The 13,360-nt window shown below is 73.0% G+C and carries 11 protein-coding genes; 3 read left to right on the top strand and 8 right to left on the bottom strand.

Going from position 1 to position 13,360, the window contains the following annotated elements; translation table 11 throughout:
• Positions 1 to 179: 179 nt before the first annotated feature.
• On the top strand, positions 180 to 893 hold the full coding sequence (locus ACZ42X_RS18555) for a helix-turn-helix transcriptional regulator (RefSeq protein ID WP_468290820.1): 714 nt from the start codon (positions 180 to 182) through the stop codon (positions 891 to 893).
• 40 nt (positions 894 to 933) lie between these two features.
• On the opposite strand, the gene ACZ42X_RS18550 is transcribed toward ACZ42X_RS18555, so the two are convergent.
• Both ACZ42X_RS18550 and ACZ42X_RS18545 read right to left on the bottom strand, forming a co-directional pair.
• Positions 934 to 1,833, bottom strand: coding sequence for an ABC transporter permease (locus tag ACZ42X_RS18550; protein WP_468290817.1), 900 nt, complete (start codon positions 1,831 to 1,833; stop codon positions 934 to 936).
• Complete coding sequence (locus tag ACZ42X_RS18545) at positions 1,830 to 4,514, bottom strand: alpha/beta fold hydrolase (RefSeq protein WP_468291221.1); 2,685 nt, start codon at positions 4,512 to 4,514, stop codon at positions 1,830 to 1,832. Before ACZ42X_RS18545 ends, ACZ42X_RS18550 begins: the two co-directional genes overlap by 4 nt.
• A 131-nt stretch (positions 4,515 to 4,645) precedes the next feature.
• On the opposite strand from ACZ42X_RS18545, the gene ACZ42X_RS18540 reads away from it, so the two are divergent.
• Both ACZ42X_RS18540 and ACZ42X_RS18535 read left to right on the top strand, forming a co-directional pair.
• Positions 4,646 to 5,080 carry a GNAT family N-acetyltransferase gene (locus tag ACZ42X_RS18540; protein ID WP_468290814.1) on the top strand — a complete coding sequence of 145 codons (435 nt, stop codon included), beginning with the start codon at positions 4,646 to 4,648 and terminating at the stop codon, positions 5,078 to 5,080.
• A 74-nt stretch (positions 5,081 to 5,154) separates the two neighbouring features.
• On the top strand, positions 5,155 to 6,345 hold the full coding sequence (locus ACZ42X_RS18535) for a S8 family peptidase (protein WP_468290811.1): 1,191 nt from the start codon (positions 5,155 to 5,157) through the stop codon (positions 6,343 to 6,345).
• A gap of 25 nt (positions 6,346 to 6,370) precedes the next feature.
• Here the strand turns inward: ACZ42X_RS18535 and ACZ42X_RS18530 are convergent, their stop codons facing one another.
• The 6 genes from ACZ42X_RS18530 to iolC form a co-directional block, all read right to left on the bottom strand.
• Entirely contained in the window at positions 6,371 to 6,976 is a 606-nt protein-coding gene (locus ACZ42X_RS18530; protein WP_468290808.1) for a DUF4291 domain-containing protein, read from the bottom strand.
• A gap of 107 nt (positions 6,977 to 7,083) precedes the next feature.
• Positions 7,084 to 8,586: a CoA-acylating methylmalonate-semialdehyde dehydrogenase gene (mmsA, locus tag ACZ42X_RS18525; protein WP_468290805.1), complete on the bottom strand. Its 1,503-nt coding sequence runs from the start codon at positions 8,584 to 8,586 to the stop codon at positions 7,084 to 7,086.
• 22 nt (positions 8,587 to 8,608) lie between these two features.
• Complete coding sequence (gene iolD / locus ACZ42X_RS18520; protein WP_468290802.1) at positions 8,609 to 10,498, bottom strand: 3D-(3,5/4)-trihydroxycyclohexane-1,2-dione acylhydrolase (decyclizing); 1,890 nt, start codon at positions 10,496 to 10,498, stop codon at positions 8,609 to 8,611.
• A complete protein-coding gene (gene iolB / locus ACZ42X_RS18515) occupies positions 10,495 to 11,316 on the bottom strand; it encodes a 5-deoxy-glucuronate isomerase (protein WP_468290799.1) in 822 nt (273 codons plus the stop codon). The genes iolD and iolB overlap by 4 nt, the downstream gene beginning before the upstream one ends.
• 77 nt (positions 11,317 to 11,393) lie before the next feature.
• On the bottom strand, positions 11,394 to 12,299 hold the full coding sequence (locus ACZ42X_RS18510; RefSeq protein WP_468290796.1) for a Cgl0159 family (beta/alpha)8-fold protein: 906 nt from the start codon (positions 12,297 to 12,299) through the stop codon (positions 11,394 to 11,396).
• On the bottom strand, positions 12,296 to 13,261 hold the full coding sequence (gene iolC, locus ACZ42X_RS18505; RefSeq protein ID WP_468290794.1) for a 5-dehydro-2-deoxygluconokinase: 966 nt from the start codon (positions 13,259 to 13,261) through the stop codon (positions 12,296 to 12,298). Before iolC ends, ACZ42X_RS18510 begins: the two co-directional genes overlap by 4 nt.
• Positions 13,262 to 13,360 lie beyond the last annotated feature (99 nt).

Raw genomic sequence — 13,360 nt, 5'->3', positions numbered from 1 at the left:
CGTACGTTCCAAGGGGATGGCGGGGGTGGTCAGCCGTGGCGAACGCTCCGAGCTCTGTGCTCGGCCGAACGGCTCTGAGAGGTACGTCGACACCGGTACGAGCGGTGTCACCACGGTCACCTCAGCGCGTGGCGCCCCTCATACCACAGCAAGCAGCGACACAGCAGGCATCGCAGCAGATGACACGTCAGCAGGTACCGCAGCAGGCGCCGCCGCGTCAGGAACCGAGACCGGCGGGCCAGTCGGTGCGCGGTACGCGGCAGATCTGCGCGGCGCTCGCGGCGCTCGCCGAGTCCGCCCGCCGGGAGCTGCTGACCTTCGACGACCCGGCCGCGTGCCTCGGCCAGTCGATCCCGCAGCCCTTCCTGGAGCTCGCCGGCGCGTGCGTGCGCACCGCGACCGAGCGGGTGGAGCGAGTGGGTACGGTCCGCCAGATCGTGCCGCGGCACGCGCTGGACCGGGTGACGGCCGCCGACGTCACGGCGGCGGCGCGGCTGACGGGACGGGCGCGGCTGACCGAGTCGATCCCGTTCAAGATGATCGTCGTGGACCGGACGGTCGCGGCGGTCCCGCTCGACCTCGAGCTGCTCTACAACGGTCTGCTGCTGATCCGCGACCCCGTGATCGTCCAGGCGCTGGTGCGCGCGCACCACGCCTGGTGGGAGGCGGGCGACGATGTGACGGCGACGCCCGCTCCGGCGGGCTCGCTGCCGCCGCACCTGCGGCCGGTGCTGGAGGCCCTGCTGGCCGGGCTCACCGATGAGACGGCCGCCGCCCGGCTCGGGATATCGGGGCGTACGTACAGCAGGCGCGTGGGCGAGCTGCTCGCGGCCCTCGGCACGACGAGCCGCTTCCGGGCGGGAGCGGAAGCGGCGCGCCGCGGCTGGATCTGACATTCCGGGCCGGCCGCCATGCGAGGGCGGCCGTGCACGGCTACGACACGATGTCCTTGCGTGCGAAGCCCCGGAAGGCGAGCGCGAAGAGCACGAGGGCGTACGTCACCGACACCGCCGCGCCCTTGGCCATGCCGGTCCACTCCAGATGCGGCTGGAGCGCGTCGGCCCAGGCGAACTGCCAGTGCGCGGGCAGGTAGTCCCGCCAGGAGCCGAGCGCCGTCACCGCGTCCAGCACATTGCCGACGATCGTCAGCCCGACCGCGCCGCCGACCGCGCCGAGCGGTGCGTCGGTCTTGGTCGACAGCCAGAAGGCGAGCCCCGCCGTGACCAGTTGGGAGACGAAGATGTACGCCACGACCAGCGCCAACCGCGGCAGTGTGTCCGCCGTGGCCAGGGAGCCACCCGTGGGCAGCCGCAGCGGGCCCCAGCCGTACGCCACGGTGCCCACGGCGAGCGCCACCAGCGGCAGCAGCACCATCGCCGCCGCGCTGAAGGCGAGCGCCACGGCCAGCTTGGACCAGAGCAGCCGGGCGCGCGGCACCGGCGCGGCCAGCAGGTAGCGCAGCGACGACCAGCTCGCCTCCGACGCCACGGTGTCCCCGCAGAACAGCGCCACCGGAATCACCAGCAGGAAGCCGGCCGAGACGAACAGGCAGGTCGCGGCGAAGTTGGCGCCGGATGCGGTCGCCGTGTCCATCAGGGTGATGCGGGTGTCGCCCCGCCCGTCCGAGCCGCCGCCGATCGCGAAGGCGGCGACCAGCACGAAGGGCAGGGCGGCCAGGATTCCGCCCATGACGAGGGTGCGGCGCCGCTTCAGCTGGCGTACGGCTTCGACGCGCAGCGGCAGGGTGTGCCCCGCCCGGTAGCCGGGAGCGGCGGTCCGGGTCGAGGCCGTGGCCGAGGTCGTGGCCGGGGTGGTGGCCGGGGTGGTCGTCACGCGGATCCTCCTCCGATCAGGGTGAGGAACGCGTCCTCCAGGCGGCGGTGCGGGCCGACTCCGGTCACCGGCAGGTCGAGCCGGACGAGTTCGGCGAGCAGGGCGGCCGTGGTCGTCGTGCCGTCCAGGCGGACCAGCAGCCCGCCATCGGTGCGCACCGCGGAGTCGACGCCCGGCAGCGCGCCGACCTTCTCGACCAGCGGCCCCTGCACCTCGCCGTCCGTGGTGACGAGCAGCGTGTCGCCCGCGCCGGTGATCTCCGCGACCGGGCCCGCCTGGACGAGCCGGCCGCGGTCCATGACGACCAGGTGGGTACAGGACTGTTCGACCTCGGACAGGAGGTGGGAGGAGACGATGACGGTCCGGCCCCCGGCCGCGTACCGGATCATCACGTCACGCATCTCGCGGATCTGCGGCGGGTCCAGTCCGTTGGTCGGTTCGTCGAGGATGAGGAGGTCCGGCAGGCCGAGCATGGCCTGGGCGATGGCGAGCCGCTGGCGCATGCCCTGCGAGTACGTGCGTACGGCGCGCGCCAGGGCGTCGCCGAGGCCCGCGATCTCCAGGGCCTCCTCCAGGTGCGCGTCCTCGGCGGGGCGGCCGGTGGCGCGCCAGTACAGCTCCAGGTTCTCCCGGCCGGACAGGTGCGGCAGGAAGCCCGCACCCTCGACGAAGGCGCCCACCCGGGACAGGACGGGTGCGCCGGGCCGGATCGCGTGGCCGAAGACACGGATCTCTCCGGCGTCGGGGGTGATCAGGCCCATGAGCATGCGCAGGGTGGTGGTCTTCCCGGCGCCGTTGGGTCCGAGGAGCCCGAGGACCTGGCCCTTCTCGACGCGGAAGGACAGGTCGCGGACGGCGTACCTGTCGGCGGACTTGGCGTACCGCTTCGTCAGGCCGCTGATGGTGAGCGAGACGTCGGCGAGCGCCGGGTCGGGGGCGGGCGCGGCGGTGCGGCGGCGGGCGGTCAGGAGCAGGGCGGCGGCGATCAGGGCGCCGCCGGCCGGCAGGCCCCACACCCACCACGGCAGGCCCGCCGCCTGCGTGCGGACGCCGGGCGCGGTGGGGACGGACAGCCCGCTCGTCAGCTCCACGGTGTACGCCGCGGGGGCGACCGGGGAGGCGTAGGCGAGGTCGGTGGCGGCGAGGACGAGCCGCAGCCGGTGCCCGGCCTCCACCTCGTGGTCGATGGCGGGAAGCGTCAGCTCGACCTCCTTGCCGCCCTTGCCTCCCTTGCCTCCCGGGCCGACCTTGCCGCCCGGGCTGGTGGCTTCCACGCGCACCGGGGTGACGAGCTGGGCGGGCAGCACCTGGCCGCGGCCGTCGGGGCCGACGTCGTACACCTTGGCGAAGAGGACCGCCTCGCCGCTGTCGGAGGCCACCTTGACGCGGACGGTGGGCGAGCCGGTGACGCGCAGGGTCTCGGTCAGGGGTGCCGAGTCGAAGCGGGCGTGCTGCCCGGGGAAGTCGAGGGAGAGGCCGACGCCGAAGGAGGAGAACCGGGACAGTCCGGCGCCGATGCCGGGCACGGTGGAGATGGCGGGCGGATTGGCGCCGGCGGGGTTGCGGAAGGTCTGCGGGGGGCCGGCGAGGGCGAGGGTGCGGGTGCCGCCGCGCAGCCCGGGGTACGTGCCGCCGGTGGCGCCGCGCAGCTGGGCCTGCCCGTCGGTGGAGTCGACGCCGCCGGTGCGGCTGACGCGGAAGGCGGGGCCGGTGTCGGCGCCGGTGTCCTGCTTCAGGTACCGGTCGAACCAGTCGGCGATGCGCGCTTCGACGCGGGCGGTCTCGCGGTCGCCGCCGTCGTGCCCGCCGGCGATCCAGTCGACGGCGACGGGTGCGCCGTTGGCGCGGATCGCCCGGGCCATGGCGTCCGCGTGCGACAGCGGGAAGAGTGAGTCGGACTGGCCCTGCACGATGAGCGCGGGCACCTTGATGCGCCCGGCGACGGCGGAGGGGCTGCGCGCGGCCAGCAGCTCGCGTGCGGCCGCGTCGGGCTTCCCGGTGACGGCGACCCGCTCGTACATGCGGCACAGCTCGTGCTGGAACCGCCCGCAGGCGGTGGCCCCGCCGCCTTGGGCCGCGGTGCCGGTGGTGAAGAAGATGCCCGCCCACAGCTTCTTGAGGACGCCGTCGGGGAAGAGGGCGTCGGCGAGGTTCCAGTAGGTGATCTGCGGGGCGATCGCGTCGACCCGCTCGTCGTGGCCGGCGGCGAGGAGCGAGATGGCCCCGCCGTACGAGGAGCCGGAGACGCCCACGCGCGGGTCGCCCGGGGCGTCGAGCCGGACCTCGGGGCGCTTGGCGAGCCAGTCGATGAGCCGCGAGACGTCCTTGACCTCGAACTCCGGGTCGTTCAGGCCGATCCGCCCGGTGGAGCCGCCGAAGCCGCGCGCGGACCAGGTGAGTACGGCGTAGCCGTCCTTCGCCAGCCGTTCCGCCTGGGCGCGTACGTCGTCCTTGCTGCCGCCGAAGCCATGCCCGAGGAGCACGGCGGGGCGGCGGCCGTCTCCGGGACCGGCGGTGAAGAACGACGTGTCGATCCTCGCGCCCTCCGTCTCCAGCACCCGGTCCTCGCGGTGCGGGGCGGGTTCGTCGTCCGAGGCGACGGCGGTCCAGGTGCCGGCGCCCGCGAGCAGCACGACGGCGGAGACGAGGGCCCACGCGGCGCGGCGTAGTCGGATCTGCATGCCTGGCATGCCTAGACCCTACGGTCCCCCCGGCCCGCCCGTCCGCTGCCGCCGGGCGGAGCCGGAGCACCTCCTTGCGGCGTACGCACTACCGTCGCCGTACACCAGCCGCGGTATGTCAGGAGCAACCGATGGAGATCCGCCGTGCCACGACCGTCGCCGAACTCGTCGCCGCCGAGCACCTCTACGACGGGCCGGCCCGCCCCGAGTGGGCCGAGCGGTTCCTCGCCGCGCCCGGCCACCTCATGCTGATCGCGTACGCGGACGACGGCGTGCCGGCCGGGATGGTGTCGGGCGTCGAGATGCTGCACCCGGACAAGGGCATGGAGATGTGCCTGTACGAGCTGTCCGTCGACGAGCGGTACCGGCGGCGCGGCATCGGCCGGGCGCTGACCGAGACGCTCGCCGCCGAGGCCCGCGCGCGCGGCGGCTACGGCATGTGGGTCGGCGTGGACACGGACAACGGCCCGGCCCTGGCGACGTACCGCTCGGCGGGCGCGGCCGACGATGGAGAATTCGCCATGCTGACGTGGGAATTCGGAGACGAAGTTGGGAGGAACCGCTAGCACTATTGTGCGGTACATGACCAGCCGAGACGCTGTGGGGCCGTCCGGTAGAAGAAAGGTCAGGTGCCCCCGAGATGAGAGCCCCCACCCGCAGGTCCCGGCGCCGCGTCGGTGCGCTGATACCCGTCATCGCCCTCACGGCCGGTCTGCAGTTCGCCGCCCTCCCCACGGCGCACGGCGCGCCCGTCGGCGACCTCCGTCTCGCCCCCGCGGAAACCGCCGTGTCCAACAGCTGGATCGTCGTCCTCAAGGACGGCTCCACGCGCGCCGCCGACCTCGGCGTCACGCCGAAGCACGAGTACCGCAGCGCCCTCGACGGGTTCTCCGCCACCCTGTCGAAGGCGAAGGCGGCCGCCCTCGCCGCCGACCCGAGGGTCGCGTACGTCGAGCAGAACGAGACCGTCCGCCTCAACGCCACCCAGGCGAACGCCACCTGGGGTCTCGACCGCGTCGACCAGCGCAGCCTGCCGCTGTCGACGACGTACACGTACAACACCTCCGCGTCGAACGTGAACGCCTACATCATCGACACCGGCATCCGCACCTCGCACAGCGAGTTCGGCGGGCGCGCGGTGGTCGGCACCGACACCGTCGGCGGCGGGCAGAACGGCCAGGACTGCCAGGGCCACGGCACGCACGTCGCCGGTACGGTCGGCGGCAGGACGTACGGCGTGGCGAAGGCCGCCAAGCTGGTCGCGGTCCGGGTGCTGGACTGCAACGGCTCGGGCACCACGGCCGGGGTCATCGCGGGTGTGGACTGGGTGACGGCCAACGCCGTCAAGCCCGCGGTCGCCAACATGAGTCTGGGCGGCGGTGCCAACACCTCGCTCGACAACGCCGTCAAGCGGTCGATCGCCTCCGGCGTCTCGTACACGATCGCCGCCGGCAACGGCAACATCCTGGGTCTGCCGGAGAACGCCTGCAACACCTCCCCGGCCCGCGTCCCCGAGGCCATCACCGTCGGCGCGACCGACAGCGCGGACAAGCGCGCCTCGTTCTCCAACTACGGCACCTGTCTGGACCTCTTCGCGCCGGGCGTGAAGATCACCTCGGCCTGGCGCACCAGTGACACGGCGACGAACACCATCTCCGGTACGTCGATGGCGGCCCCGCACACGGCCGGTGTGGCGGCCCTGTACCTGTCGAGGAACCCGACCGCGTCCCCGGCGCAGGTGAGCACCGCTCTGGTGAACGGCGCGACGACCGGCAAGGTGCAGAACGCCCTCACCGGCTCCCCGAACAGGCTGCTGTACTCGCTCTTCTAGAACCCTCTAGAACCCTCTAGAACCCTCACGGGACCAGGTGCCCGAGGAGCTCCGCACCCGCCGGGTACGGACGCTCCTCGGGCATCAGCCGTGCCGCGCCCTCCAGGTCGCCCGCGCGCACCAGGGCGTGGACCTCGTGCGCGAGCGGCGTCACGTCGCGGATGGAGACCGTCCACTCGTCGGCGTACCGGGCCGACGCCTCGCCCGCCAGGCCCAGCTGGAGTGAGCGGTACGGCAGCGGCGCCAGGCGCAGGTCACGCTCGGGGTCCCACTGGACGCGGGCGGGCGACTGGCGCAGCTCCCGCTTCCAGGTGGGCTGGTCGGGGTGGAAGCCCCGCACGTAGTGCGACAGGCAGGCGTGGCGCAGCGCCCACTCGAAGCCCTCGCGGGTGATCTCGACCGCGAGGACCGTCTCCTGGCCCTCCTTGGTCGCCCAGCCGCAGCGGTACATCATCCACAGGAAGCTCGGCTTGATCCAGGTCATCCGGTCCCGCTTCCAGGCGTCGGGGAAGCGGCCGTCGCGGGCGGCGGGGCCGCCGATGGCGGGCCTGTACGCCTGGTAGACGGTGATCGTGTCCTCGGTGTGGAGGGCCCGGATCCGGTGCTTCGGCTCGCTCGTGTTCTCGTTCATCCCGGAAAGGATCAACGGCCGGCCCCGGTCGGAGCCAGCCGTTTTTCCTTCCCCCGGTCCCCCGTTCCCCCGGTCTCCCGGTCTCCCGGTCTCCCGTTCCCCCGGTCTCAGTGGTTGCGCGGGAAGCCCAGGTCCACGCCCACCGGGGCCTCGGACGGGTCGGGCCAGCGGGTGGTGACGACCTTGCCGCGGGTGTAGAAGTGCACGCCGTCGTTGCCGTAGATGTGGTGGTCGCCGAAGAGGGAGTCCTTCCAGCCGCCGAAGGAGTGGTAGCCGACGGGGACCGGGATCGGCACGTTCACGCCGACCATGCCCGCCTGGACCTCCAACTGGAAGCGGCGGGCGGCGCCGCCGTCGCGGGTGAAGATCGCGGTGCCGTTGCCGAACGGCGAGTCGTTGATGAGGCGGACGCCGTCCTCGTAGGTGTCGGCGCGCAGCACGCACAGCACCGGGCCGAAGATCTCGTCGCGGTACGCGTCGGAGTCGGTCGACACCTTGTCCAGCAGGGACAGGCCGATCCAGTGGCCGTTCTCGTACCCGTCGACCGCGTAGCCGGTGCCGTCGAGGACGACCTCCGCGCCCTGGGCGGCGGCGCCGGTGACGTACGAGGCGACCTTGTCGCGGTGGGCGGCCGTGATCAGCGGGCCCATCTCGGACGTCGGGTCGGTGCCGGGGCCGATCTTGATCTTCTCGGCGCGCTCGCGGATCTTCTCCACGAGCTCGTCGCCGATGGCGCCGACCGCGACGACCGCCGAGATCGCCATGCAGCGCTCGCCCGCGGAGCCGTACGCCGCCGAGACCGCCGCGTCGGCGGCCGCGTCCAGGTCGGCGTCCGGGAGGACGAGCATGTGGTTCTTGGCGCCGCCGAGCGCCTGCACGCGCTTGCCGTTGGCGGAGGCGGTGGTGTGGATGTACTTCGCGATCGGCGTGGAGCCGACGAAGGAGACGGCCGCGACGTCCGGGTGCTCCAGCAGGGCGTCCACGGCCACCTTGTCGCCGTGGACGACGTTGAGCACGCCGTCGGGCAGCCCGGCCTCGGAGGCCAGCTCGGCGAGCAGGTTCGCGGCGGACGGGTCCTTCTCGCTCGGCTTCAGCACGAAGGTGTTGCCGCAGGCGATGGCCAGCGGGAACATCCACATCGGCACCATCGCCGGGAAGTTGAACGGCGTGATGCCGGCGACCACGCCGAGCGGCTGGCGGATGGCGGCGACGTCGACCCGGTTGGAGACCTGGGTGGACAGCTCGCCCTTGAGCTGGACGGTGATCCCGCAGGCCAGCTCGACGATCTCCAGGCCGCGCGCGACCTCACCGAGCGCGTCGGAGTGGACCTTGCCGTGCTCGGCGGTGATCAGGTCGGCGATCTCGCTGCGGTGGGCGTCCAGCAGCGCGCGGTACTTGAACAGGATGCCGGTGCGCTGGGCCAGCGAGGAGGTGCCCCAGGTGGCGTACGCGGCCTTGGCGGAGGCCACCGCCGCGTCGACCTCGTCGGCCGAGGCGAGCGCGACCTTCGTGGTGACGGCGCCGGTCGCCGGGTCGGTGACCGGGCCCCAGTTGCCCGACGTGCCCTCGACGATCTTGCCACCGATCCAGTGGTTGACGGTCTTCGTCATGACGAAAGCTCCTTCAGATGCTTCACAGATGGCGGCGTCGGGCTGCGACATGCCGGTCGTACTCCTCGCGGGCCTTGACCGCCGCCGTGCGGGTCGCGGTCTCGGCCACGGGCACATCCCACCATGCCTCGGCGGGGGGCGCGCCCGACACTGTGTCTGCCGTTTCGGTCTCCACGTAGACACATGTGGGAACCGTCGACGCCCGCGCATCGGCGAGGGCTTCCCGCAGGTCACGGACGGTCTGCGCGCGCAGGACGCGCATGCCGAGGGACGCCGCGTTGGCGGCGAGGTCGACCGGGAGCGGCGCGCCGGTGTACGTCGTGTCGGGGGCGCGGTAGCGGTAGGCGGTGCCGTACCGCTCGGCGCCCACGGACTCGGACAGCCCGCCGATCGAGGCGTACCCGTGGTTCTGGAGGATCACCACCTTGATGGGGATGTCCTCCTGGACGGCCGTGACGATTTCGGTGGGGTTCATCAGGTACGTACCGTCGCCGACGAGGGCCCAGACCGGGCGCCCGGGGGCCGCGAGGGCGACGCCGACGGCGGCGGGGATCTCGTAGCCCATGCAGGAGTAGCCGTACTCGACGTGGTACTGGTCGCGGGAGCGGGCGCGCCACAGCTTGTGCAGGTCGCCGGGGAGCGAGCCGGCGGCGTTGATCAGGATGTCGTCCCCGGTGACCAGGGTGTCGAGTGCGCCGAGGACCTGCGGCTGGGTGGGGCGCGCGTCGTCGCTCGCCGGCGTGTACGCGGCGGTGACGCGCGACTCCCAGTCGGCCTTGAGCCCGGCGTACTCGGCCGCGTACGACGCCGGGACGGTGTGCCCCTCCAGAGCGGCGGCGAGGTGCTCCACCCCCGCGCGGGCGTCGGCGACCAGGGGCAGCGCGGCCATTTTGTGGGCGTCGAAGCCGGTGATGTTGAGGTTGACGAAGCGGACGCCGGGGTGGGCGAAGAGCGTCGAGGAGGCGGTGGTGAAGTCGGTGTAGCGGGTACCGACACCGATGACGAGGTCGGCGGTGCGGGCGAGGTGGTCGGCGGTGGCGGTGCCGGTGTGGCCGATGCCGCCGACGTCGGCGGGGTGGTCGTACGGCAGCGAGCCCTTGCCCGCCTGGGTCGAGGCGACCGGGATGCCAGTCGCGTCGGCGAGCGCCTTGAGGGCGGCTTCGGCGCGGCTGTGGTGGACGCCGCCGCCCGCGACGATCAGCGGCCGGGACGCCGCCCTGACGGCCTGTACGGCGGCGTCGAGCTCGGCCACGTCGGGGCGCGGGCGGCGCACCCGCCAGACGCGTTCCGCGAAGAACTCCTCCGGCCACGCGTACGCCTCCGCCTGGACGTCCTGCGGCAGCGCCAGCGTGACGGCGCCGGTGGCGGCCGGGTCGGTGAGCACGCGCATCGCCTGGAGCGCCGCCGGGATCAGCGCCTCGGGGCGGGTGATGCGGTCGAAGTACGCCGAGACGGGCCGCAGGGTGTCGTTGACGGACAGGTCACCCGCGTAGGGGACTTCGAGCTGCTGGAGCACCGGGTCGGCGGGGCGGGTGGCGAAGGTGTCGCCGGGGAGCAGCAGCACCGGCAGGCGGTTGACGGTGGCGAGGGCGGCGCCGGTGACGAGGTTGGTGGCGCCGGGGCCGATGGAGGTGGTGACGGCGTGGGTGGAGAGGCGGTTCGACTGGCGTGCGTGGCCGACGGCGGCGTGGACCATGGCCTGTTCGTTGCGGCCCTGGAGGAAGGGCATCTCGTCCGCGTACTCGATGAGCGCCTGGCCGATGCCCGCCACGTTGCCGTGGCCGAAGATGCCCCAGGTGGCGTTGACGAGGCGCTGTCGCTGCCCGTCGCGCTCGGTGTACTGGCGGGCCAGGAAGGCGACGAGCGCCTGGGCGGTGGTGAGTCGTCGCGTACCGGTCGTGCGGCTGCTCATCGGTATCCCTCCGTGCGGTGGTCGGGATGGAAGCGGATCTTCCACTCCCGTTCGTCGCCCGGCCCGGCCATGACGTTGAGGTAGTACATGGTGTGCCCGGGCTGGGCGATGGACGGGCCGTGCCAGCCGTCCGGTACGAGGACGGCGTCGCCGGTGCGGACCTCGGCGAGGACGTCGGCGCCGCCGGGGCGGGAGGGCGACACGCGCTGGTAGCCGAGCCCGTCGCCTTCGATCTCGAAGTAGTAGATCTCCTCCAGCTCCGCCTCCTCGCCGGGGAGGTGCTCGTCGTGCTTGTGCGGCGGGTAGGAGGACCAGTTGCCGCCGGGGGTGAGGACCTCGACGGCGATGAGCCGGTCGCAGTCGAAGGCGTCGGCGGCGGCGAAGTTGCGCACCTCGCGGGCGCAGGTGCCGCTGCCGCGCGCCTCGACCGGGACCTCCGGCGCGGGGCCGTAGCGAGCGGGGAGTCGTCGCTCGCACCTCGCTCCTGCCAGGGCGAAACGGCCTCCCGCGCCGGAGGCGATCTGGGCGTGGGCGTCACGCGGTACGTACGCGAAGTCCGAGACGCCACCGAACACGCTTGCGCGGCCCGCCAGTTCGAAGCGTTCGCCCCCGTCCACCTGCACCGTACAACCACCGGTCAGCGGAAGCACGATCCATTCGGTGTCGCGGGTGGCGAGTTCGTGCACCTCGCCGGGGCGGAGGTCGAGGACGCGGAGGGCGGAGTGGGCCCAACCGGCGTACGCGGGGTCGATGTGGAGGGCGTACGGGCCGTCGGCGGCCGCGCCCTTCGGTACGTACAGCTGCCGTCGTTCGCGCATGGTCCTTGCGTACCCCTCGGTGTCTCGTCTCGACGTCTCGACGTCTCGACGTCTCGACGTCTCGACGTCTCGTCGTCTCAGAGCAGGCCCACGGCCGTGTCGACGGCGGCCGCCACATCGCCGTCGGGCGGGTAGAGCAGCGAGCGTCCCACCACCAGGCCCTGGACGGTGGGCAGATGCAGGGCTTTGCGCCACTTCTCGTACGTGGCGTCCTGGTCGTGGCCGACCTCTCCGCCGAGCAGCACGGCGGGGAGGGTGGAGGCCTCCATCACGCGCGCCATGTCGTCCGGGTCGTCGGTGACGGGGACCTTGAGCCAGGTGTACGCCGAGGTGCCGGCGAGACCGGAGGCTATGGCGAGGGAGGTGGTCACGGCGTCGGCACCGAGGTCGTTGCGCAGGCGTCCGTCCGGGTCGCGGCGGCACAGGAACGGCTCGACGAAGACGGGGAGCCGGTGCGCGGCCATGGCGTCGATGACGCGGGCGGCGGAGTGGAGGGTGGTCAGGGAGCCGGGGTCGTCGGGGTCGATGCGCAGCAGCAGCTTGCCGGCGTCGAAGCGCAGGCGCGCCAGGTCCTCGGGGCGGTGGCCGGTGAAGCGGTCGTCTAGCTCGAAGGCGGCGCCGACGAGGCCGCCGCGGTTCATGGAGCCCATGACGACCTTCTCCTCGAGGGCGCCGAGGAGGAGCAGGTCGTCGAGGATGTCGGCGGTGGCGAGGACGCCGTCGACGCCGGGGCGGGAGAGCGCGAGGCAGAGGCGTTCGAGCAGGTCGAGGCGGTTGGCCATGGCGAGCGGGCGGTCACCGACGGCGAGGGCGCCACGGGCGGGGTGGTCGGCGGCGACGATCATGAGGCGACCGTGGTGGGCGGGGCCTCCGCGGCCCGAGGCGTCGAGGAGGGGGCGGCGACGGCGGCGAGCGGCGGCCTCGGCGATGGCCTCGGGGTGGCGGGTGCGGACCGCGACGAGGTGCGCGAGGTCGATGCTCATGGCGTGCCGCCGCCCTCGCCCTTGAGCGCCTGCTCCACCTCGTCCGGGAACGGCATCGCCGAGGAGCAGGCGAGGCGCGAGGCGACGATGGCGCCGGCGGCGTTGGCGTACCGGACGGTCCGTTCCAGGTCCCAGCCGGCGAGCAGGCCGTGGCACAGGGCGCCGCCGAACGCGTCGCCCGCGCCCAGTCCGTTGACGACCTCCACCGGGACGGGCGGTACGTCGGCGGTCTCGCCGTCGGCGGCCAGGGCGAGGACGCCCTTGGGACCCTGCTTGACGACGGCGAGGCGGACGCCCGCGTCGAGCAACGCGCGGGCGGCGGCGTACGGCTCGCGCTCGCCGGTGGCGATCTCGCACTCGTCGAGGTTGCCGACGGCGACGGTGGCGTACCGGAGGGCTTCGCGGTAGTGCGGGCGGGCGCTGTCGGCACCGGACCAGAACATCGGCCGCCAGTCGAGGTCGAAGACGGTGGTGCCGCGCGCGGCCCGGTGTGCGAGGGCGGCGAGGGTGGCCGTCCGGCTGGGCTCGGCGGACAGGCCGGTACCGGTCATCCAGAAGACGCGGGCGGCGGCGATGGCGGCCGGGTCCAGCTCGTGCTCGTGGATCTCCAGGTCCGGGGCCTTGGGCTGCCGGTAGAAGTAGAGCGGGAAGTGGTCGGGCGGGAAGATCTCGCAGAAGGTGAGCGGCGTCGGGTAGGCCCCGACGGGCGTCACCCAGCGGTCGTCGACGCCGAACGCCCGCAGTTCCTGGTGGAGGTAGTCACCGAACGGGTCGGCGCCCGTGCGGCTGATCAGTGCGGTACGGCGGCCGAGGCGGGCGGCGGCGACGGCGACGTTGGCGGCGGATCCGCCGAGGAACTTGCCGAAGGCGTCCACCTGGGCGAGCGGCACGCCCGTGCGGAGGGGGTAGAGGTCCACCCCGATGCGCCCCATGGTGATCAGGTCGTACGGATCGGTCGCCATCCATGTCCCCTTCACATCGGCACCGCGGTCAGGTCTAGCCGCCGCCGGAACACCTGTCAACATTTTGTCCTTACATTCGGACTATCTCTTGACGCTCTC

It is taken from the genome of Streptomyces sp. NPDC030862 (assembly GCF_055571835.1).
The sequence above is the reverse complement of the archived record's forward strand: the minus strand, read 5'-3'. Positions and strand labels throughout refer to the sequence as shown.

Excerpts from the sequence above, each read along its gene's own strand:
- ACZ42X_RS18555 (WP_468290820.1), top strand. The coding sequence starts at position 180 with ATGACACGTCAGCAGGTACCGCAGCAGGCGCCGCCGCGTCAGGAACCG.
- ACZ42X_RS18545 (WP_468291221.1), bottom strand. The coding sequence starts at position 4,514 with ATGCAGATCCGACTACGCCGCGCCGCGTGGGCCCTCGTCTCCGCCGTC.
- ACZ42X_RS18540 (WP_468290814.1), top strand. The coding sequence starts at position 4,646 with ATGGAGATCCGCCGTGCCACGACCGTCGCCGAACTCGTCGCCGCCGAG.
- ACZ42X_RS18535 (WP_468290811.1), top strand. The coding sequence starts at position 5,155 with ATGAGAGCCCCCACCCGCAGGTCCCGGCGCCGCGTCGGTGCGCTGATA.
- ACZ42X_RS18530 (WP_468290808.1), bottom strand. The coding sequence starts at position 6,976 with ATGAACGAGAACACGAGCGAGCCGAAGCACCGGATCCGGGCCCTCCAC.
- mmsA (WP_468290805.1), bottom strand. The coding sequence starts at position 8,586 with ATGACGAAGACCGTCAACCACTGGATCGGTGGCAAGATCGTCGAGGGC.
- iolD (WP_468290802.1), bottom strand. The coding sequence starts at position 10,498 with ATGAGCAGCCGCACGACCGGTACGCGACGACTCACCACCGCCCAGGCG.
- iolB (WP_468290799.1), bottom strand. The coding sequence starts at position 11,316 with ATGCGCGAACGACGGCAGCTGTACGTACCGAAGGGCGCGGCCGCCGAC.
- ACZ42X_RS18510 (WP_468290796.1), bottom strand. The coding sequence starts at position 12,299 with ATGAGCATCGACCTCGCGCACCTCGTCGCGGTCCGCACCCGCCACCCC.
- iolC (WP_468290794.1), bottom strand. The coding sequence starts at position 13,261 with ATGGCGACCGATCCGTACGACCTGATCACCATGGGGCGCATCGGGGTG.